At 63.8% G+C, this 20,067-nt stretch carries 17 protein-coding genes and 2 tRNA genes; 13 read left to right on the top strand and 6 right to left on the bottom strand.

The features are described 5' to 3' along the window. Positions 1–351 precede the first annotated feature (351 nt). The 6 genes from rpsM to BM171_RS14010 all read left to right on the top strand — a co-directional run bounded on the left by rpsM (position 352) and on the right by BM171_RS14010 (position 5,648). On the top strand, positions 352–720 hold the full coding sequence (gene rpsM / locus BM171_RS14035; protein WP_093013641.1) for a 30S ribosomal protein S13: 369 nt from the start codon (positions 352–354) through the stop codon (positions 718–720). 15 nt (positions 721–735) lie between these two features. Next, the gene (gene rpsK / locus BM171_RS14030; protein WP_093013638.1) at positions 736–1,128 is read left to right on the top strand and encodes a 30S ribosomal protein S11; all 393 of its coding nucleotides are present in this window, start codon (positions 736–738) and stop codon (positions 1,126–1,128) included. Positions 1,129–1,246: 118 nt separating this feature from the next. Next, on the top strand, positions 1,247–2,263 hold the full coding sequence (locus BM171_RS14025; RefSeq protein ID WP_093013635.1) for a DNA-directed RNA polymerase subunit alpha: 1,017 nt from the start codon (positions 1,247–1,249) through the stop codon (positions 2,261–2,263). Positions 2,264–2,405: 142 nt separating this feature from the next. Beyond that, positions 2,406–2,828, top strand: a complete 423-nt coding sequence (gene rplQ, locus BM171_RS14020) for a 50S ribosomal protein L17 (RefSeq protein ID WP_093013632.1) — start codon at positions 2,406–2,408, stop codon at positions 2,826–2,828. Between the two features lie 136 nt (positions 2,829–2,964). Next, on the top strand, positions 2,965–4,341 hold the full coding sequence (locus BM171_RS14015) for a trypsin-like peptidase domain-containing protein (RefSeq protein ID WP_093013629.1): 1,377 nt from the start codon (positions 2,965–2,967) through the stop codon (positions 4,339–4,341). After that, entirely contained in the window at positions 4,341–5,648 is a 1,308-nt protein-coding gene (locus tag BM171_RS14010) for a replication-associated recombination protein A (protein ID WP_093013626.1), read from the top strand. The genes BM171_RS14015 and BM171_RS14010 overlap by 1 nt, the downstream gene beginning before the upstream one ends. A gap of 120 nt (positions 5,649–5,768) precedes the next feature. Here the strand turns inward: BM171_RS14010 and rimK are convergent, their stop codons facing one another. Next, complete coding sequence (gene rimK, locus BM171_RS14005; RefSeq protein ID WP_093013623.1) at positions 5,769–7,178, bottom strand: 30S ribosomal protein S6--L-glutamate ligase; 1,410 nt, start codon at positions 7,176–7,178, stop codon at positions 5,769–5,771. A 144-nt stretch (positions 7,179–7,322) separates the two neighbouring features. On the opposite strand from rimK, the gene tgt reads away from it, so the two are divergent. Both tgt and BM171_RS13995 read left to right on the top strand, forming a co-directional pair. Next, positions 7,323–8,450 (top strand): tRNA guanosine(34) transglycosylase Tgt, encoded by a 1,128-nt coding sequence (gene tgt, locus BM171_RS14000; protein WP_093013729.1) that lies wholly within the window; start codon positions 7,323–7,325, stop codon positions 8,448–8,450. Positions 8,451–8,598: 148 nt separating this feature from the next. Further along, positions 8,599–8,892, top strand: a complete 294-nt coding sequence (locus BM171_RS13995) for a hypothetical protein (protein WP_093013620.1) — start codon at positions 8,599–8,601, stop codon at positions 8,890–8,892. Positions 8,893–8,931: 39 nt separating this feature from the next. On the opposite strand, the gene BM171_RS13990 is transcribed toward BM171_RS13995, so the two are convergent. Genes BM171_RS13990 through BM171_RS13980 form a run of 3 tightly spaced genes read right to left on the bottom strand, consistent with a single transcriptional unit; the run spans position 8,932 to position 11,785 of the window. Continuing rightward, positions 8,932–9,747: an NAD-dependent epimerase/dehydratase family protein gene (locus BM171_RS13990; protein ID WP_093013617.1), complete on the bottom strand. Its 816-nt coding sequence runs from the start codon at positions 9,745–9,747 to the stop codon at positions 8,932–8,934. Next, positions 9,738–10,571: a glycosyltransferase gene (locus BM171_RS13985; RefSeq protein WP_245760273.1), complete on the bottom strand. Its 834-nt coding sequence runs from the start codon at positions 10,569–10,571 to the stop codon at positions 9,738–9,740. Before BM171_RS13985 ends, BM171_RS13990 begins: the two co-directional genes overlap by 10 nt. Then, positions 10,568–11,785, bottom strand: a complete 1,218-nt coding sequence (locus BM171_RS13980; protein ID WP_093013611.1) for an NAD-dependent epimerase/dehydratase family protein — start codon at positions 11,783–11,785, stop codon at positions 10,568–10,570. The genes BM171_RS13985 and BM171_RS13980 overlap by 4 nt, the downstream gene beginning before the upstream one ends. A 164-nt stretch (positions 11,786–11,949) precedes the next feature. On the opposite strand from BM171_RS13980, the gene BM171_RS13975 reads away from it, so the two are divergent. The 5 genes from BM171_RS13975 to BM171_RS13955 all read left to right on the top strand — a co-directional run bounded on the left by BM171_RS13975 (position 11,950) and on the right by BM171_RS13955 (position 16,730). After that, entirely contained in the window at positions 11,950–13,065 is a 1,116-nt protein-coding gene (locus BM171_RS13975) for an alkene reductase (protein ID WP_093013608.1), read from the top strand. A gap of 293 nt (positions 13,066–13,358) precedes the next feature. Then, a complete protein-coding gene (lon, locus tag BM171_RS13970; RefSeq protein WP_093013605.1) occupies positions 13,359–15,764 on the top strand; it encodes an endopeptidase La in 2,406 nt (801 codons plus the stop codon). Positions 15,765–15,960: 196 nt separating this feature from the next. Continuing rightward, positions 15,961–16,452: an HU family DNA-binding protein gene (locus BM171_RS13965; RefSeq protein WP_093013602.1), complete on the top strand. Its 492-nt coding sequence runs from the start codon at positions 15,961–15,963 to the stop codon at positions 16,450–16,452. Positions 16,453–16,471: 19 nt separating this feature from the next. Continuing rightward, a tRNA-Val gene (locus BM171_RS13960) sits at positions 16,472–16,546 on the top strand. Positions 16,547–16,654: 108 nt separating this feature from the next. After that, positions 16,655–16,730, top strand: a tRNA-Val gene (locus BM171_RS13955). Positions 16,731–16,838: 108 nt separating this feature from the next. Here the strand turns inward: BM171_RS13955 and BM171_RS13950 are convergent. Next, entirely contained in the window at positions 16,839–17,075 is a 237-nt protein-coding gene (locus BM171_RS13950; protein WP_093013599.1) for a hypothetical protein, read from the bottom strand. A gap of 4 nt (positions 17,076–17,079) precedes the next feature. Further along, positions 17,080–19,644, bottom strand: coding sequence for a phage tail tape measure C-terminal domain-containing protein (locus tag BM171_RS13945; protein WP_175497562.1), 2,565 nt, complete (start codon positions 19,642–19,644; stop codon positions 17,080–17,082). Between the last annotated feature and the right edge of the window lie 423 nt (positions 19,645–20,067).

Below are 20,067 nucleotides of genomic sequence, written 5' to 3'. Positions count from 1 at the left end.
CGGCGGTCGTTGCTATAGTGGAATGATCGACCGCGCATTCCGTTCGTAAGGCACGTAAAGACGGTTTCAGAGAGGTGTCCGGCTCCCTCCCGGACACCTTTCGATTTCTCTCGATGGTCTTGGCCGAGCGGCATTCGACCGTATCTCGGCAAGGCGCGGGGGAAGGTCTTGACGACTATCCCGAATACCACTACGCACCGGTATCTCCGCAAGGGGAATCGCTTTTGCGGCAGCATAATGCCGCCGCAGACCACCTGATCGACTGACGGCCCGCGGGCGCTGAGCCCAAGGGTCTTATGTTGTGAAAAAAGGTTCTGGAGCTACGGAACCGCAACGAGAGGAAGTAGAGACTTGGCACGTATTGCCGGCGTCAATATCCCGACGAATAAACGGGTGCCGATCGCACTCACCTATATCCACGGTATCGGACCGTCCTCCGCGAAGACCATCTGCGAGGCTGTGAACATCGACCAGACGCGTCGTGTGAACGAGCTCAGCGATGCCGACGTGGTGGCCATCCGCGAGCATATCGACTCCAACTTCACGGTTGAGGGCGATCTGCGCCGCGAGGTCCAGATCAACGTCAAGCGCCTGATGGATCTCGGCTGCTACCGCGGCCTGCGCCATCGTCGCAACCTCCCCGTGCGCGGTCAGCGCACCCACACCAACGCTCGCACGCGCAAAGGCCCCGCGAAGGCCATTGCCGGCAAGAAGAAGTAAGGGAGGCACCGACTTATGGCACGTGATACCCGTCGCGGAGGCAAGAAGAAGGTCTCCAAGAACATCGCAGCTGGCGTCGCGCATGTGAACTCCAGCTTCAACAACACCAAGGTCCTGATCTCGGACGTGCAGGGCAATGCGATCTCGTGGTCGTCTGCCGGCACGATGGGCTTCAAGGGCTCGCGGAAGTCCACGCCCTACGCCGCTCAGCTTGCCGCAGAAGATGCTGGCAAGAAGGCGCAGGAACATGGCGTCAAGACCCTCGAGGTCGAAGTTCAGGGTCCGGGCTCCGGTCGCGAATCCGCGCTGCGCGCGCTCGCTGCCGCCGGCTTCAACATCACCTCGATCCGTGACGTGACGCCGATCGCGCATAATGGCTGCCGTCCGCCCAAGCGCCGCCGCGTCTAAAGAGTGTTTTTTCCGTCCGGGGCCCGCGGTGATGCGGGCCCCGGGCTTTGCCATTATTTAACCTCGGGCGTCTCCGGCCTTTCTGGACATGGGGCCGAGACAGGAATGGAGGTCATACATGATCCACAAGAATTGGGCAGAACTCATCAAGCCGACCCAGCTTGATGTCCGTCCCGGCAACGAACCCGCCCGGAAGGCCACGCTGATCGCGGAACCGCTCGAGCGCGGCTTCGGCCTCACGCTCGGCAACGCGCTGCGCCGCGTGCTGCTGTCGTCGCTTCAGGGCGCGGCGATCACCTCCGTGCAGATCGACAACGTGCTGCACGAGTTTTCCTCGGTCGCCGGCGTGCGCGAGGACGTGACCGATATCGTCCTGAACCTCAAGGCCGTCTCGCTGAAGATGGAAGTCGAGGGGCCGAAGCGCGTGTCGATCTCCAAGAAGGGCCCCGCTGTCGTGACCGCGGGCGACATCTCGGAATCGAACGGCATCGAGGTTCTGAACAAGGACCACGTCATCTGCCATCTCGACGACGGTGCGGATCTCTACATGGAGCTGACCGTCAACACCGGGAAGGGCTATGTCTCTGCCGACAAGAACAAGCCCGAGGACGCTCCCATCGGCCTGATGCCGATCGACGCGATCTATTCGCCGGTGAAAAAGGTCGCTTATGACGTGCAGCCGACCCGTGAGGGCCAGGTTCTCGACTATGACAAGCTGACCATGAAGATCGAAACGGATGGCTCGGTCACCCCCGAGGACGCGATCGCCTATGCTGCGCGCATCCTTCAGGACCAGCTGTCGATCTTCGTCAACTTCGACGAGCCTGAATCGGCGCAGCGTCAGGACGACGACGATGGACTCGAGTTCAACCCGCTCCTTCTCAAGAAGGTCGACGAGCTCGAACTGTCGGTCCGTTCGGCGAACTGCCTGAAGAACGACAACATCGTCTATATCGGCGACCTGATCCAGAAAACCGAAGCCGAGATGCTCCGCACTCCGAACTTCGGCCGCAAGTCGCTGAACGAGATCAAGGAAGTCCTCTCCGGCATGGGTCTGCACCTCGGCATGGATGTCGAGGACTGGCCGCCCGACAATATCGAGGATCTTTCGAAGAAGATGGAAGACCAGTTCTGAGGTCTTGCCTCGTAGCATCTGCCCGGGCGGCATCCCGGCCGGGCAAACAAGCAGGGCACAAAGCCCCAAGGTGAGGGCCTGACACGCATCGGGCCCCGGACAAAGCAAAACCGCCCGTAGAGGGCATGATTGGAGAAAGACAATGCGTCACGCAAAAGGCCACCGCCGCCTCAACCGCACCGCCGAGCACCGCAAGGCGCTCTGGGCCAACATGGCCGGATCGCTGATCGAGCACGAGCAGATCAAGACGACCCTGCCCAAGGCCAAGGAACTGCGCCCCGTCGTCGAGAAGCTCGTCACGCTGGCCAAGCGCGGCGATCTGCACGCCCGCCGTCAGGCCGCGGCACAGCTCAAGCAGGACAAGCACGTCGCCAAGCTCTTCGAAGTGCTTGGCCCCCGCTACGCGGAGCGTCCGGGCGGCTATATCCGCGTCCTGAAGGCCGGCTTCCGCTACGGCGACATGGCACCGATGGCGATCATCGAATTCGTCGATCGCGACACCGACGCGAAAGGCGCCGCCGACAAGGCCCGCCTCGCCGAGGAAGACGCGCTCGAAATGGAATGATCCGCGCGTCTCTCTGACGCCGGACAGCGCCCCGCCGGACCTCCGGCGGGGCGTTTTCGTTGTGGCGCCTCGTCCCGGCCCCCGCTTGCAAAGCCGCGGCCCGCGCGACATATCGGGGCCGGAGGTTCCGCTTGCGATGCTGAGATATCTTGCCCTTGTCCTGATCCTCGCCGCGCATCCCGCGACGGCCGAGGAGCGCGTTCCGCAAAGCCCTGTCGAGATCACGTTGACCTTCGCGCCCTTGGTGCGCGAGGCCGCACCGGCGGTCGTCAATATCTATGCAAGCCGCGTGGTGCAGAGCCGCTCGCCCTTCGCGGACGATCCGCTCTTCGGCCAGTTCTTCCGTGAGTTCGCCCCGGCGCGCCCGCGCGTGCAGAACTCGCTCGGATCGGGCGTGATCCTCTCCGAAGACGGGATCGTCGTCTCGAACTACCACGTCGTCGGCGAGGCCGAGGATATCCGCGTCGTGATGAGCGACCGCCGCGAATACGCCGCGCGCGTGCTTCTGGGCGACGAGGAATCCGATCTTGCGATCCTGAAACTCGAGGGCGCAGAGGACATGCCGCATCTGACCCTGCGCCAGGATGCCCCGGTCGAGGTGGGCGAGCTGGTCCTCGCGATCGGCAACCCGTTCGGGGTCGGTCAAACGGTCTCGTCGGGGATCGTATCTGGCCTTGCGCGCTCGGGCACGGCGACGGGCAATGCACGCGGTTATTTCATCCAGACCGACGCCCCGATCAATCCGGGCAATTCGGGCGGTGCCCTCATTGACGTGGCGGGCCGCCTCATCGGCGTGAACACCTCGATCCTCACGCGCTCCGGCGGGTCGAACGGGATCGGGTTCGCCATTCCCGCAGCCCTCGTCGCCCAGTTCGTGGCGCAGGCCGAGGCCGGGGAGACGCGCTTCCAGCGCCCCTGGGCCGGTCTCACCGGACAGCCCGTTGACCAGGATCTCTCCGACAGTCTCGGCCAGGTGCGTCCCGGCGGCATCCTGATCGCCGATATCCACCCTCGGTCGAGCTTTTCCGAGGCGGGCCTCGAGGTGGGCGATGTCATCCGCGCCATCGACGGTGCGCCCGTGAACAGCCCGCCGGAGATGATCTACCACATGTCCGTCGCCGGTATCGGCGCGGCAGCCGAGATCGAGGTGCTGCGCGCCGGCACGCTCGAGACGCTGAGCGTCACGCTGGCCGCCGCCCCGGACACGCCCGACCGTCAGCCCGTCTCGCTTGGCGAGATGGAGGTGCTGCCGGGGCTCGAGATCGCGCGCATCAATCCCGCGGTCAGCGACGAGATGGGCCTGCCGCTTCGGGCCAGCGGCATCGTGGTCACCGATCCCGGCCGCTGGGGTGCGCGTATCGGCCTGCGTCGCGGGGATATCCTGCGTGGGATCAACGGGTTCGCGCCCGAGGAAACCTCCGATGTCGCGCCCGCCTTGCGCGCGGCCGCGCCGCGCTTCCGTCTCGACGTGGAGCGCGACGGTCGGATCGTCGCACTGAGGTTCCGCAGCTGATGGCGGACCTCTTCGATATTGGCGACGAGCCGTCCGGCCCCGCGCCGCGCCCGCTCGCGGACCGACTGCGACCGCGAACCCTTGCCGAGGTGATCGGCCAGGACCAGCTTCTCGGCCCCGATGGCCCGCTGCGCGTGATGCTCGACGCAGGAAGCCTTGGCTCGATCGTCTTCTGGGGCCCGCCCGGTGTCGGCAAGACCACGATCGCGCGGCTTCTCGCCCACGAGACCGACCTCGAATTCGTGCAGATCAGCGCGATCTTCTCGGGCGTTGCCGACCTCAAGCGCGTCTTCGAGACCGCGAAACAGCGGCGCCGCGCCGGGCAGGGCACCCTGCTGTTCGTCGACGAGATCCACCGCTTCAACAAGGCGCAGCAGGATAGTTTCCTGCCGCATATGGAGGACGGCACGATCCTCCTTGTCGGGGCCACGACCGAAAACCCCAGCTTCGAGCTCAACGCCGCGCTTCTCTCACGCGCGCAGGTGATGGTGCTCACGCGCCTCGGCGAAGACGATCTCGGCGACCTCGTGACCCGCGCCGAAGAGGAGCTTGGCCGCGCCTTGCCGCTCGAGGGCGATGCCCGCCGCGCACTACTGGAAATGGCCGATGGCGACGGGCGCGCGCTTCTGAACCTCATCGAACAGATCGCCGCCTGGAAGATCGATGCGCCGCTCGACCAGAAGGCCCTGTCTCAGCGTCTCATGCGGCGGGCGGCGCAATACGACAAGACCGGCGATGCACATTACAACCTCATATCGGCGCTGCATAAATCCGTGCGCGGCTCCGATCCCGATGCCGCGCTCTACTGGTTTGCCCGAATGCTCGAGGCCGGGGAGGATCCGCGCTATCTCGCGCGCCGTCTCACGCGCATGGCTGTGGAAGATATCTGCCTCGCCGATCCCCAGGCGCAATCGGTGTGCCTCGATGCTTGGCAAAGCTACGAGCGGCTGGGCTCGCCGGAGGGTGACCTCGCGCTTGCGAATGCGGTGATCTACCTCGCCCTCGCACCGAAATCGAACGCCGCTTATGCCGCCTACAAGGCCGCACGCCGGGCTGCGAAGAAAACCGGCTCCGAGCCGCCCCCGAAGCATATCCTGAACGCACCGACAAAGCTGATGGAAGACGAAGGATACGGCGCAGGCTACGCTTACGACCATGACCAGGACGACGCGTTCTCGGGCCAGAACTACTTCCCCGACACAATGGAGCGGCCCGAATTCTACCGGCCGGTGGAGCGCGGCTTCGAACGCGACCTCAAGAAGCGCCTCGACTATTTCGGAAAACTCCGCCGCGAACGGGGCGGCTGATCCCGCTCCTTGGGTTGGCTGAAATACCGCGGGAGCGCGAGGGCAGGGCCCTCGCACCGCGCGATGAGCCAAAAGCTCATCGCGCCAGGGCAGACGCCCGCATCGCGGGCGACCGCAGGATCATCCCAGAAGCTTGCGCTTGCGAACGGGGGCAGGGCGCACGCGCTCCTCGATATGATCGTAAAGCCGCCCGGCGATGTTCTTCCCTGTCGCCGTCTCGATCCCCTCGAGCCCGGGCGAGGAATTCACCTCCAGCACCTTCGGTCCGGCTTCGGAGCGCAGAAGATCGACGCCCGCGAGATTGAGCCGGAAGGCCCGCGCGGCCCGAAGTGCCGTGTCGCGCTCTTCCTTGGAAATCCGCACCACCTGAGCCGAGCCGCCCCGGTGCAGGTTCGAGCGGAAATCGCCCTCCGCCCCGGTGCGCTTCATCGAGGCGATGACCTTGCCCCCGACAACGAGGCAGCGAATATCCTCACCCGCGGCCTCCTTCACGAAATCCTGCACCAGGAAGTTCGCCCGCAGGCCCCGGAAGGCATCGATCACCGATTGCGCGGCCTTTTTGGTCTCGGCAAGAACGACGCCCTTGCCTTGCGTCGATTCCAGGAGCTTCACGATCAGGGGCGCGGTGCCCACAAGCCGCATCAGGCTGTCGGTATCCTTGGGGCTCGCGGCGAAGGCGGTGTTGGGCATCCCGATCTTGTGCCGCGCCATCAGCTGGTGCGCGTAAAGCTTGTCGCGCGAGGCGGTGATGCCTTCCGAGCCGTTCACGCAGAACGTGCCGATCGTCTCGAACTGTCGGATCACCGCGGTCCCGTAGGCGGTCACGCTTGCCCCCACCCGCGGGATCACCGCGTCGTAGCGGGGAAGGCGCTTGCCATCGTAGTGCACTTCGGGCGCCATCGCGTTGATCGCCATGTAGCAGCGCGTGGTGTCGATGACCTCGACCGTATGCCCGCGGCTCTCGCCTTCCTCCACGAGCTTGCGTGTCGAGTAATTATTCTCCCGGCTCAACACCGCGATCCGAAGCGCGCGTTTCGGCGCAGCGGTACGCATCCGCGAAGAGGCATAAACCTCGTAGGAGAGCTGCGGCTGCAGGAACCTGTCGGTGGCGACGATCGCGATATGATCCTTCAGCGCCTCGCGTCCCAGAAGCATCCGGCTCGCCATGCCGCCCCGGTTGGTGAGCGTGATCTCGATGGGCCAGCTTTCCTCGCCGACGGTGATCTGCGAGCCGATCACGTAGCGGCTTTCACCCTCGCCATTCGACGATGTGACGACGCGCCGGTCGACGATCTCGGCCGAGCAGGGGATCGACAATTCGGGACGTTCGGGCACCGGATGCACCATGAAACGCACCTTGGGCTTGGTCGCGGACCCGAAGGTCTCGATCTCGGAGGCGTGCAGCGCCGAGGTCCGCGCGCCGGTATCGACCTTGGCCTTGAGCGCGGGCAGGCCAAGATCGGGCAAGGCGACCCATTCCTCCCATCCGAAACGCATCAGATCGGTGGCGGGATCGGTCTCTTCGGTCATCAGTTTTCCTCTGCGCAAGCTGCGACGTGACCCCGAGACCTAGCAGCCCGGACCGGCCACGGCCAGTACCCGGGCCGCGCCTTGCCAATGACACGGGCACGTTTCGGTCTTGCGACAGCGCGGCGCGCGGGGCATCTCACACCCATGACGCAGTTTTCTTTCAGCCTCGCCGCCCGGTCGGGCAAGGCCCGCACCGGAACCATCTCGACCCCGCGCGGCCAGATCCGCACGCCCGCCTTCATGCCGGTCGGCACGGCGGCGACGGTGAAGGGCATGATGCCCGAAAGCGTGGCCGAGACCGGCGCGGACATCCTGCTCGGCAATACCTACCACCTGATGCTGCGCCCCGGGGCGGAGCGGATCGACAGGCTCGGCGGTCTGCACCACTTCATGAATTGGGAAAAGCCGATCCTCACGGATTCAGGGGGGTTCCAGGTGATGAGCCTCGCGGGGCTGAGAAAGCTCACTGAAGACGGCGTGACCTTCAAAAGCCATATCGACGGCTCGCGGCACGAGCTCACGCCCGAACGTTCGATGGAGATCCAGCGGCTTCTCGGCTCCGACATCGTCATGGCCTTCGACGAATGCCCCGCGCTGCCCGCCCCGAAAGAGCGCATCGCGGCCTCGATGCAGCTTTCGATGCGGTGGGCGGCTCGGTCCCGCGAGGCGTTCGGCGACCGGCCAGGCCACGCGCTGTTCGGCATTCAGCAAGGCGGGCTTGAGCCCGACCTGCGCGAGGAAAGCGCCAAGGCGCTGACCGATATCGGTTTCGAGGGATACGCCATTGGCGGGCTCGCGGTGGGTGAGGGACAGGAGGCGATGTTCGGCTGCCTCGATACCGCGCCTGACATGCTGCCCGAGGACAAGCCGCGCTACCTCATGGGCGTCGGCAAGCCCGATGACATCGTCGGCGCCGTGAAGCGCGGGGTCGACATGATGGATTGCGTTCTGCCCTCGCGCTCGGGGCGCACCGGGCAGGCCTGGACCCGGCGGGGTCAGGTCAACTTGAAGAACGCCCGCCACCAGGATGATCCGCGCCCGCTCGAGGAAGGCTGCTCCTGCCCCGCATGCCGCAACTATTCGCGCGCCTACCTGCACCATGTCTTCCGCTCGAACGAGATGATCTCGGGCATGCTGCTGACCTGGCACAACCTGCATTATTATCAGCTTCTCATGTCCGAGATGCGCGCGGCCATCGCAGACGATACGTTTGCGGCTTTCGAGGAAAAGTTCCACGCGACCCGAGCGCTCGGTGACATTGAGCGGATCTGAGCCGGATCGCCCCCCTCGATTGGCGAGACTTGGCCGGAACCGGCCGCCAGCGACGGCGGTTATCGGATAGCAGCCCCCTGAACTCGTCTGACATGGGGCTCCGCCCTAAGACATCGGGTATCGCGATAGAGAAAAAGGAATCGCTGCTATGAAAAAGACATTCACGGTTTTCGCCATCCTCGCCACCACCGGCCTTTCGGCTTGCGGGAACATGACCCAAGACCAGCGCACGGCAGCCGGCGCGCTTGCGGGCGGCGCGGCAGGCCTTGCCATTGCCGATCGGAACGACTCCAGCGACACCGCGCGCGGCGTGGCGACGCTTGCCGGTGCTGCAGCAGGGGCGACCCTCGCGGCGAATTCCGGCGGTGCGCAGAACAACACGACCACCCGCCGCTGCGTCTACTCGGACGGCACCCCGGCACCCTGCCCGGTAGGCTACTGATCGAAGGACGGGCCCGGCCTATGGCACGGGCCCGCGCTTTCAGCTTGGCAACATCAACGGCAGGTCAGCCCTGAGCCGATCCCAGCCGCCAGGTGTCCAGCCCAAAGCTGCAAGACTCGCGCAATCCAGAACGCTGACGCAGCGCGCGTCCCGGTCCGGCGGCGTAGCCGTCGCTCCGGTCAAAAGCTGCACCTCCGCTAGAAGGTCATGACGGTCGAGGACCAGATCCGAGGCGTGCACCGCGCCCGACACATCCTTTTCGAGACAAAGCCGAACGGCCTCGGCAAGATCGGCCCCGTGAAGTTCGGTGCCCTTGCGCGGAGCGATCTCGCGCCCGCCCAGGTAATCCCGGAAAAGCTGCTGCCACTTGTGCCCCGGTCCCGGTCCGTAAATTCCCGTTGCGCGCAGGGACACCGAGCGCAGGGGCAACCGGAAGAGGTGCTCCTCCGCCTGCGCTTTCACCTTGCCGTAAAGCGAGGTCGGACGCGCGGCGAGGTCTTCGCGAAGATCGGTGCCCGGCGGATAGCCGTCAAAGACCGCGCGGCTCGAAAGAAAAAGCGCGACTTCGACGCCAGAGGAGGCAGCCGCCTCGAATAGGCACGCCGTTCCATCCACATTGGCCGCGATGAACCCTTCGGGATCGTCGCCTTCGCCGCCGCGATAGCGCCCCGGCACATGATCTAAGGCCGCGTGAACGAGCGCATCGATCCTTGACAGATCCGGCGCCGGGCCGAGGAGATACCATTCCCTGTCCCGTCCGCGCCCCAGCGTGACGACGTCATGGCCAGCGCCTCGCAGCCCGTCCGCGATGAAGCGGCCGACCAGCCCCCCTGATCCGGTCAGGGCTATGCGCATGTTGGGCCGGGCAGGGCTGCCAGATCGGGGCTCTCACCGCGTTCATAGGCCTGCCACAGCTCGATGAGCGGACGCAGCTTGTCGGCCTTCGCGTGATCCTGCCAGGGTTTCTCGTATTGGAAATGCAGAACGCGGATCTGCGCCCAATCCCAGAGCTCGGGCAGGTTGAACCAGACATATTGCAGCATGTTGTCGAAGACCGGCAGGCCGTGCCAGTCCGGGAAAAAGTCCTGCAAAAAGGTCTGGTCCGTCCGCCGCCAGAACGCGCCGGGCGCGTCGAGCCGCTTCAGCATCGCCTCGAAGGTCGCCTCGGACGGCCGGGCGGTGAAGACGCCCGAATTCATCCGGTGAAAATCGCGGAGGCCTTCATAGACGTTCGGTGCGGCGCAAAATTCGGGATAGTCGAAAAGCCGGTCGATATTCCGCAGCACGATCGTATCGGCATCAAGGAATACGACACGCTCGTAGCCCGTCTGCCAGAGCCGGAGCTTGGCGAAATTGTCGAGCGGGGTGTGGAAGGGCGGCTTCTCGCCCTTGGTGAACGGGTTTCGCCCGTGAATCTGGTCTTTCGCATGGGCGGCGTTGAATGCATCGCTCGTCGGCAGAAGCTCCGTGCGGATGAGCCGCGCGCCACGCGCACGCAAAGGGGCGAGCGCGGCTTCGTCGACGGCTTCGGTATGCAGGACGACGCGGTCTGCCTCGCTGCGCGTCAGTGCAAGCGAATGCAGAAGCGCCGCGGCCCCCCGCGCGAAATCCGCGTTGGTGACGAGCGTGACGAAGGCCCGGTCCGAGCGGGCGGGGCCTTCGGGAACCAGCGCGCTCACGAGACCGATTTGAGCGACTTGCCCTCCGGGTCGCGCTCCACGCGGCTGCCGAGATCGCGCGTCCATGCGGAGACGGCCGGCACGCGGCTGCGGTCGATCCGGTGGGCGTATTTCTTCGCAACGTCAACCACTTCGGAGAGAAGCCCCTCGGCCAGTGTCGTCGGATCGAGGCCGAGCGCGAGGAACTGATCGTTCTTCACGATGAGATCGTTCTCGGCAGCTTCCTTGCGCGGGTTCGGCAGGTACTTGATCTCCGCGCCGGTCAGCTTGGCGACCAATTCGGCGAGATCGCGTACGCGGTGCGTCTCTGTCATCTGGTTGAAGATCTTTACCCGCTCACCCGCAGCCGGGGCATCCTTCAGTGCGAGCTCGATGCAGCGCACCGAATCCTGGATATGGATGAAAGCGCGGGTCTGACCGCCGGTGCCGTGCACTGTCAGCGGGTAATCGATCGCGGCCTGGATGAGGAAACGGTTCAGGACCGTGCCGTAATCGCCGTCATAGTCGAACCGGTTGATGAGCTGCTCGTGCCGGCGCGTCTGGTCGGTATGGGTGCCCCAGACGATGCCCTGGTGCAGGTCGGTGATCCGAAGCCCGTCATTCTGCGCGTAGAACTGGAAGAGGATCTGATCGAGCGACTTGGTCATGTGATAGACCGAGCCTGGCTTGGTCGGATACAAGATCTCCTGGCCCTTTTTTCCCGTCGGCGTGTCGATCTCTACGTCGAGATAGCCCTCGGGGATCGGCGCGCCGACGCTGGAATAGCCGTAGACGCCCATCGTGCCGAGATGCACCACGTGCGGGTCGATGCCCGACTCCACCACGGCGGCCAGCAAATTGTGCGTCGCGTTGGTGTTGTTGGTGACGGTGTAAACCTTGTGACGATCCGATTTCATCGAGTAGGGCGCGGCGCGTTGCTCGGCGAAATGGACGATGGCGTCGGGTTTGTGGTCGATCAGCCAGGATTTCAGCCGCTCGTATTCCTTGGCGAGATCGAGCAGATGGAAGTGCAGGACTTCGCCCGAAACTTCTTTCCAGATCCGGCAGCGTTCCTGGATCGAATCCATCGGCGTCAGCGACTGGACGCCGAGTTCGGTGTCGATCCAGCGGCGCGAGAGGTTGTCGAGGATGTGGATTTCGTGGCCCTGGGCCGACAGGTGCAGGGCGGTTGGCCAACCGACGAAACCGTCCCCTCCGAGAATGGCGATCTTCATGAGGGCATGTCTCCTTCACGTGAACTTCATGCGCGGCTAGCGCGGCGCTGCCCCTGAGTAAAGCGACAGTTTCACGACAGACCTGCGTCAGCGCACATTCGCACGGGGAACCGCGTGCCTATCTTAAGGCTTCGCTCAAGAACGTCCCGAGCAGGAGACAAGATATGTCACAAGAGACCCTTTTCACGCCGTTGCAGGCCGGAGCCATCAAGCTGAAGAACCGGCTGGTCATGGCGCCGCTGACCCGCAACCGCGCCATGAACGACGACGACGCGCCGATGGACATGCATGTGAAGTACTACACGCAGCGTGCCGCCGATGCGGGCCTTCTCATCACCGAGGCGACCCAGATCAGCCCAGAGGGCAAAGGCTATGCCTGGACGCCCGGCATCCATTCGGACGCGCAGGTCGCCGCATGGAAGCGCGTCACCGACGCCGTGCACGATGCCGAGGGCAAGATCGTCATGCAGCTCTGGCATGTCGGGCGGATCTCGCACACCTCGCTGCAGCCGAGCGGCCAGCAGCCGGTCGCGCCATCGGCGATCCGCGCCAATGCGCCGACCTTCGAGGGGGAGAAGATGGTCGATGTCTCCGAGCCGCGCGCACTCGAGCTCGACGAGCTGCCGCGCATCGTCGAGGATTACCGGATTGCCGCCGAGAATGCTAAGAAGGCGGGCTTTGACGGTGTCGAAGTGCATGGCGCGAATGGCTATCTGCTCGACCAGTTCCTGAAGGACGGCACCAACCACCGCGACGACGCCTATGGCGGATCGCTCGAGAACCGTGCGCGGCTCCTCTTCGAGGTGCTCGACGTGGTCGAGGATGTCTGGGGCGCGGACCGCGTCGGACTTCGGCTGTCGCCCTTCTCTGGCGTGAATGACGCGACAGACAGCGACCCTGCCGCGCTCGCCGACTACCTCATCGACCGGCTGAAGGACCGGGGCCACGCTTATCTGCACATGATCGAAGGTCAGACCGGCGGGCCGCGCGATTGGCCGGACGAGGTGGATATTGGCGCGCTCAAGGCTCGCTATGGTGGCGTCTGGATGGGCAATAACGGTTATGACCGCGATCTCGCCATTTCCCGCGTCGCCGAGGGCAAGGCCGATCTCGTCGCCTTCGGTGTGCCCTACATCGCCAATCCCGATCTCGCCAAGCGGCTCGAACGGAATGCGGAACTGAACGCGCCTGACAAGGACACGTTCTATGGCGGGGGCGAAGCGGGCTACACCGATTACCCGTTCCTCGAGCAGGCCGCGATGAACGCGCATATCGCGTAATCGTCATCCCGTGTGGCGCCCGGCCCGAGCCGGGCGCTGCCGATCCACGCTCGATCCGGACATCGACGGGGCCTGTGTCGCCATATCCTGCGGCCTGGGCCTTCTTATCCACAAACTATTGCGTTTTGTGCGGACGTTGTTGTTGCGCGGCTCCAATGGCCGCGCCATGCTGTCACCAAGGCTTGGTGCGGCTTGAAACACCCCCGCATTCGCACCACGTTATTGGTCCAATGGGGACGAAGCGCGCCGCCGGTATCCGGGGCCGGTTCGTTCTGCCAAGACAAGGAACTCGCATGGAACAGCCTCTCAACACGTCCTATCCGGTGCTGCCGCTGCGCGACATCGTGGTGTTCCCGCACATGATCGTCCCGCTCTTCGTCGGCCGCGAGAAATCGGTCCGCGCCCTCGAAGAGGTGATGTCGGACGACAAGCAGATCTTGCTCGCCAGCCAGATCGACCCGGCCGAGGACGATCCCTCCAGCGACCGCATCTACAATGTCGGTGTGCTCGCCAACGTGCTGCAGCTTCTGAAATTGCCCGACGGCACGGTAAAAGTGCTGGTCGAAGGGCAGACGCGCGTGCGTATCGACAAGTTCACCGACAATGACAGCTTCTTCGAGGCCTCCGCCGAATATCTCGACGAGGTGCCGGGCGACGAGGCCGCTATGGAGGCGCTTGTCCGCACGGTCGCCGAAGAGTTCGAGCGCTATGCAAAGGTCAAGAAGAACATCCCCGAGGAGGCCCTTTCCGCGGTCTCCGAGGCGACCGAAAGCGCCAAGCTCGCAGATCTCGTGGCGGGTCACCTCGGCATCGAGGTGAACCAGAAACAGGAGCTGCTGGAAACGCTGTCGATCTCTGACCGGCTCGAGAAGGTCTATGGCCACATGCAGGGCGAAATGAGCGTTCTGCAGGTCGAGAAGAAGATCAAGACGCGCGTTAAGTCTCAGATGGAGCGCACCCAGCGCGAATATTACCTGAATGAGCAGATGAAGGCCATTCAGAAGGAGCTGGGCGACGGCGAGGACGGCCAGAACGAAGTGGCCGAGCTCGAAAAGCGCGTCTCCGAGACGAAGCTGTCGAAAGAAGCGCGCGACAAGGCCGAGGCCGAGATCAAGAAGCTCAAAAACATGTCGCCGATGTCCGCGGAGGCGACGGTCGTTCGTAACTATCTCGACTGGATGCTGTCTATCCCGTGGGGAGTGAAATCCCGCGTGAAGAAGGATCTTGGCCGCGCGCAGAAGGTTCTCGACGACGACCATTACAGCCTCGAGAAGGTCAAGGAACGCATCGTCGAATACCTCGCGGTTCAGCAGCGCTCGAAGAAGCTGAAGGGGCCGATCATGTGCCTCGTCGGACCTCCGGGCGTGGGCAAGACCTCGCTCGGCCAGTCGGTCGCGAAGGCCACGGGGCGCGAGTTCATTCGCATCTCGCTCGGTGGTGTCCGTGATGAATCCGAGATCCGCGGTCACCGCCGGACCTATATCGGCTCGATGCCGGGCAAGATCATCCAGGCGCTGAAGAAGGCGAAAACCACGAACCCGCTCATCCTCCTGGACGAGATCGACAAGATGGGTCAGGACTTCCGGGGCGATCCGGCGTCCGCGATGCTGGAGGTGCTCGATCCCGAGCAGAACGGAACCTTCGTCGACCACTACCTCGAGGTGGAATACGACCTCTCGAACGTGATGTTCCTGACGACGGCGAACTCCTACAACATGCCCGGCCCGCTTCTGGACCGGATGGAGATCATTCCGCTCGCCGGCTACACCGAGGACGAGAAGGCCGAGATCGCCAAGCGGCATCTGATCGCCAAGTCGACCAAGAACCACGGCCTCAAGAAGGGCGAGTTCGAGATCGAAGATCAGGCGCTGATCGACACCATCCGCTACTACACCCGCGAGGCGGGCGTGCGGAACCTCGAGCGCGAGATCGCCAAGCTCGCGCGGAAAGCGGTGACGAAAATCGTGAAGAAGGAGACCGACAAGGTCGTCATCACGCCGGATAACCTGTCCGACTACCTCGGTGTGCGCCGTCATCGCTACGGTCTGGCCGAGGAGGAGAACCAGATCGGTGTCGTGACGGGACTCGCTTATACCAGCGTCGGCGGCGATCTTCTGCAGATCGAAGCGCTGCGTCTGCCGGGCAAGGGCCGGATGAAGACGACGGGTACGCTGGGCGACGTGATGAAGGAGTCCATCGACGCGGCGTCCTCCTATGTCCGCTCGATCTCTCCTCAGATCGGTGTGAAACCGCCGCGCTTCGAGAAGTGGGATATCCACGTTCACGTGCCGGATGGCGCAACGCCGAAGGACGGTCCCTCGGCAGGTCTCGCGATGGTCACGGGCATCGTCTCCGTGCTGACCGGGATCCCGGTCCGCAACGACATCGCCATGACAGGCGAGGTCACCTTGCGCGGCAATGCCACTGCCATCGGCGGGCTCAAGGAGAAGCTTCTCGCAGCGCTCCGGGGCGGGATCACGACAGTGTTCATCCCCAAGGAGAACGAGAAGGATCTGGCCGAGCTGCCCGACAACGTGAAGGACGGGTTGAAGATCATCCCGGTCGATCACGTCTCGGAGGTGCTCGAACAGGCACTTGTCCGTAAGCCCGAGGCCGTCGACTGGGACGAGGAGGCCGAAGAGGCCGCCGCTCAGGCGCTGGCCAAGAAGGACGGCGAGACGGGCGCGGTCGCGCACTGATCGCAGGCAATTTCCTGAAAAGAAACGTCGCGGGTTCGCCCCGCGGCGTTTTTCTTTGTGGGCATCTCGAGGACCATCGCCGGGCAAAAAATGCGCCTGCGAAGGGCAAACCCGGCTTTTCACTTTGGGAACGGCCAAGTCTCTGGTAACTTCATCGTAATAAAAGACGAAAAGTCACGAGCAGAGAGAACACAGCATGACAGAGAAAAAGACGCCCGCGCGCCGGACATCGCGCAAGACGACCACACGTGCGTCTTCGACCACGACGCGCACGAGTGCAAAAAGCCCGGTCGCGTCAAAACCCGCATCCACGGTGACCATCGATCAGGTCGGTCGAGCCGCCGCTGGACCCGAGAGCGATCTTCAACGCGCCGTCGCCGCGACGCTGGATCCGAGCGTCCTGCCGCCGAGCCAACAGCCCGATCTGAAGAAGCGCGAACTCGTGGACAAGATCGTCAAACGCACTGGCATAAAGAAGAAAGACGTGAAACCCGTCATCGAGGAAGCCTTGCAAATCCTTGGCGATGCGCTGTCCGAGGGACGGGAGCTGAACCTCAAGCCGTTCGGCAAGATGAAGGTGCAGCGGGTAAAGGACGTGCAGAACGGGCAGGTGTTGGTGACCAAGGTGCGCCAACCCGACGAAACGCCGAAAGCCGCCGCAGACCCCCTTGCAGAGCCCGCCGAGTGAGGCTAATGCACCCGGCACCGGGTGATTAGCTCAGTGGTAGAGCGCTTCGTTCACATCGAAGATGTCAGAAGTTCGAATCTTCTATCACCCACCAGGTTTCCGGAAAGGCGCATCCTGATCGCGGGATGCGCTTTTCTTCTTTCCGGGGCGGCGCTTCGCTCTTGATAGAGTCCCGGACCCCGGCTAAGACCGGCGCGGATCAGGGTGATTAGCTCAGTTGGTAGAGCGCTTCGTTTACACCGAAGATGTCGGGAGTTCGAGTCTCTCATCACCCACCACGCCCCATCCCTCATAAATTACTGAAAAATATAGATAATTTTTTCTGCGATTTCTGAAATGTATAGCAGGCAAGCGCAAAATGTATAGCAGGCGCGCCCTCGCAAGCCTCAGTCTTCGTCAGAGCTGGATTCGTCTGTTCCTTCGGTTTTTGAATCAGATGAGGGTGTTGGTCCTCCGTTTCCGGGCGGCAAGCGCGCGTCAGCGCGCTCATACATAGCCCGTTCCATCGCTTCCTTGTCGCTCTTGAGCGCATCGGTTCCGTCTTCGCGGAAACCTGAGGGCGTGAGCCCTCGCTGTTTTCGGATTGCGTTGATCTTGTCTGCGTAAATGCCGAGTCGGCTCATGTCGTTATCCGTTCTTCTGAATTGCGCGCTGCCCTGCGCGGGCCATGTCAGCGCTGATCTGGTCCTTCGACCGGCGGAAACTGTCTGCATCGGGGCTATGGACGGTCCAATTGAAGTTCTGGACCACCCCGGAGCTATGCCCCGCGTCGCTCATTTCGACCGGGACCTTGCGGCCCTTGGTCAGCGGAATGACCGCTTCATTCTCATGCAAAATGGCGGGGATGCCGGACGTGTTCGGGGTGCCTTGCGCGAAGTGAGGAGCGTTGCGGAAGGCCGCAACGGGGGCGTTTGCGAAGTTCGCGGGCTCGGTGGAGATACCGCCCACGTCGAAGGCCCCGAACGCCATTCCGAGAAGGCCCTGCCAGCCGCCCATTCCGCTAAGGAAGCCGCTGCCGCCGCTTGCAGCCATGCCCACGGCTTGCGCGTGTTGCTGTCCGGCGGTGGTGATCGCTGAGCGGACCTGCGTTGCGTGCTGTCCGCCGCTGGTGGTCGTGGCCATGCGGACCTGCTGACCGTGCTGAACACCTGCCATCCGCGCGGCATTTGCGGCTTGCTGTCCGCCCTGCGCGTGGGCCATCTGGACCCGCTGCCCGCCCTGCATCATGGCGGAGCTGATCTGCTGAGAGACCTGACCGCCCGCTTGTACCATGGCCTGAGAAATCGACTGTCCGGCTTGAATACCGCCCTGCGCGACGTCCGCGCCGCCCGAGGGGCCAGTCATGGCGTCGCCTTGTGAAGCGAACAAGCCTCCGAGAACGCCGCCGAGTCCGGTTGCGCCGGGATCGTTCCGGCCTGCGAGCGTCATAAGCTCGGCGACGGCCTTGTCTGCCACGATATCAGCGACTGTCCCGAGGATCGCATCTCCGAGAGATTCCATGTCGAGCTTGCCGGTCTTCATGAAATCGGCGAGCGCGCCTTTAAGGTGGTTGATCGCGCCCATTTCAATCTGCTGACCGGCCTCAATCCAGTTCGGGACGGAGTCCATCCATTCCTTCACCGGGTCCGTCGCGACCTTGCGCAGCTCTTCGTTCAGTTTGGCGGCTGTATCGATCTGACGGATCATTGCGGACGTCTGGGTATCGACTGCGCCGCCGCCTGCCATCATAGCTTCTGCCATGGCCTGCGCGCCCTGCGCCGTTTCCATCTGACCGGACGCGAGAAGCCCCATCTCGATACGCTCAGCCGTGAGGCTATCGAGCCGCGATTTCAGAGACTCGTTCAGCTTTTCGACGGCGGATTGTTCTTCGGAAAGCGCGGCGTTCCGGGCGGAAGAGCCTCCACCGCCCCCGCTTGAGCGCGACGGGCGCGCAGGACGGCGGGACTCGGCAAGTTGATCGCGCAGGGTCTGCGTCCGTTTTGCAGCCTCTTCGAGTGCGTTGATTTCGTTCCATGCGTCCGCGACCTGATCGAAGTTGATCGGCCCGCCGTTTTTGGCTTCGGAAATTACCTGTTCAAGCTGAACGCGCCGGTTCGCGGCGGCGGACGTCATGCCTTCCGAGAGTTGAATCTCAAGCGAACGGTTGGTCGCTTGAATGCTCGCGATCTGATCTGACACACTGCCCTGAATAGCGCTTATCGCCGAAGGCACGGAATTGAGGTTAGCGAGGAGGACGGCGGCTGCATCGGCGGCGGTGCCGATCTCGAACGCCAAGCTGTTCGCAGCGCCTGCCCCGGCGTACGTGGAGTCGGTGGTGCCGTCCTGAGCGGCGCGCAGGCGGAGGGCTGCATCCTCAGACTTGATGAGCTGTACAAGCATGGCCTGCGCCGCACCCGTCGCGCCATCGAGCCCGCCGGTCGTCGACTCCACCTCGCTGCGCATGCGTGTCAGGGCGGCAAGCTGTTCCTCGAAGGTCCGGGCCTGTTTGATCTGGTCCAGCATTGCCAAGAGACTGCGCGCGCGGTCATTCGTGGTATCGAAGGCACGGCGCATGGCGTCGAGTTCGGTGGTGAACAGGTTTCCGTCTGACGTGACAGCGTCTTGAACGGATGCGATCAAATCACGGGTGCTGTTGATCGCCTCGATTTCCGCGATGCGCCGCATCAAATCGAGGTGGCGGCGCAGCTCTTCATTCACCCGTCCGTAGCCGTCTGCCATGTTGCCGAGCGTAGCTCCCGAAAGGGTGTCAGATGCCGCGCTCAGCTCGGAAATCGCGCCGTTCACTTCACCGAGCGCCTCGCCGAATGACTTGGCCTCTTCCCCGGCGGCAAAGAACCACTTAGCGATTGCCGCGCCCGCCGCGACAGCGCCGATAGTGATCAAGGAAAGCGGGTTTACGAGGCTGGTGAACCCGGCAAGCAAAGTGCTGAAAACACTGCCCCCCGAAGCCTTCAAGCTGTTCATTTGAGCGGCGAGCTGGCTGCCCTGTTGAAGCGCGATCATTCCGACCGACTGGAAGCCCATCTGAGAGGTAATCAGGACGTCTGAAAGCTGATGCCCGACCATGACCCCCTGTTGTGTCGCGGCTGCGCCGCGCTGCATGCTTGCCGTGTACTGGTCTGCAGCCGCTGACGCGGCCCCCAGCGTCTGGGCAGCCCGATCACGCGCCTGCGCCGCCATCTGGGCCGACAAGGCCCCTTCGCGTTCGGCAAGGGCGATCTCTTCGAGCGAGGACTCGTAGGCCTTCGAGGCCGAATAGAGCGGATTGTACTTGGCGCGCAGGCGGTCCAGCTCGCGCGCATGGGCCTGAGCTGAGCGAGCCGCATCCTCTTCCGCGCGGGCGTTGGCATTGGCGATTGCGCGCAGGCGTTCAGCTTCGCGGGCGGTGCGATTCATCTCGGATGCGAGGTCCGCGTACTGGGCGCGAGCTTCACGGACGTCGAGGCCCGTGGTGGCGTTTGTCAGGTTCTTCTTGAGCCCCGCAAGAGCGGTTTCTAGCTTGGCGAGGCCCTGCGTGTCCCCCACGGATAGAAGCCTGTCACGGAGTCGTGCCGCTTGATTACTGGAGACGCGGAGCGCGTTAGCGCTGGCGAGGGCGGTGCGACGGATGTTGTC

Origin of the sequence: Roseivivax halotolerans (assembly GCF_900115815.1) — a bacterium.
Classification (GTDB): Bacteria; Pseudomonadota; Alphaproteobacteria; order Rhodobacterales; family Rhodobacteraceae; genus Roseivivax; species Roseivivax halotolerans.
This window is presented reverse-complemented; position numbering and strand designations above follow the sequence as displayed.

Coding starts and splice junctions, on each gene's coding strand:
- tgt (WP_093013729.1), top strand. CDS start 7,323: ATGACGCAGTTTTCTTTCAGCCTCGCCGCCCGGTCGGGCAAGGCCCGC.
- BM171_RS13995 (WP_093013620.1), top strand. CDS start 8,599: ATGAAAAAGACATTCACGGTTTTCGCCATCCTCGCCACCACCGGCCTT.
- BM171_RS13980 (WP_093013611.1), bottom strand. CDS start 11,785: ATGAAGATCGCCATTCTCGGAGGGGACGGTTTCGTCGGTTGGCCAACC.
- BM171_RS13950 (WP_093013599.1), bottom strand. CDS start 17,075: ATGAGCCGACTCGGCATTTACGCAGACAAGATCAACGCAATCCGAAAA.
- rplQ (WP_093013632.1), top strand. CDS start 2,406: ATGCGTCACGCAAAAGGCCACCGCCGCCTCAACCGCACCGCCGAGCAC.
- BM171_RS13965 (WP_093013602.1), top strand. CDS start 15,961: ATGACAGAGAAAAAGACGCCCGCGCGCCGGACATCGCGCAAGACGACC.
- rimK (WP_093013623.1), bottom strand. CDS start 7,178: ATGACCGAAGAGACCGATCCCGCCACCGATCTGATGCGTTTCGGATGG.
- rpsK (WP_093013638.1), top strand. CDS start 736: ATGGCACGTGATACCCGTCGCGGAGGCAAGAAGAAGGTCTCCAAGAAC.
- BM171_RS13975 (WP_093013608.1), top strand. CDS start 11,950: ATGTCACAAGAGACCCTTTTCACGCCGTTGCAGGCCGGAGCCATCAAG.
- BM171_RS13990 (WP_093013617.1), bottom strand. CDS start 9,747: ATGCGCATAGCCCTGACCGGATCAGGGGGGCTGGTCGGCCGCTTCATC.
- lon (WP_093013605.1), top strand. CDS start 13,359: ATGGAACAGCCTCTCAACACGTCCTATCCGGTGCTGCCGCTGCGCGAC.
- BM171_RS14010 (WP_093013626.1), top strand. CDS start 4,341: ATGGCGGACCTCTTCGATATTGGCGACGAGCCGTCCGGCCCCGCGCCG.
- BM171_RS14025 (WP_093013635.1), top strand. CDS start 1,247: ATGATCCACAAGAATTGGGCAGAACTCATCAAGCCGACCCAGCTTGAT.
- BM171_RS14015 (WP_093013629.1), top strand. CDS start 2,965: ATGCTGAGATATCTTGCCCTTGTCCTGATCCTCGCCGCGCATCCCGCG.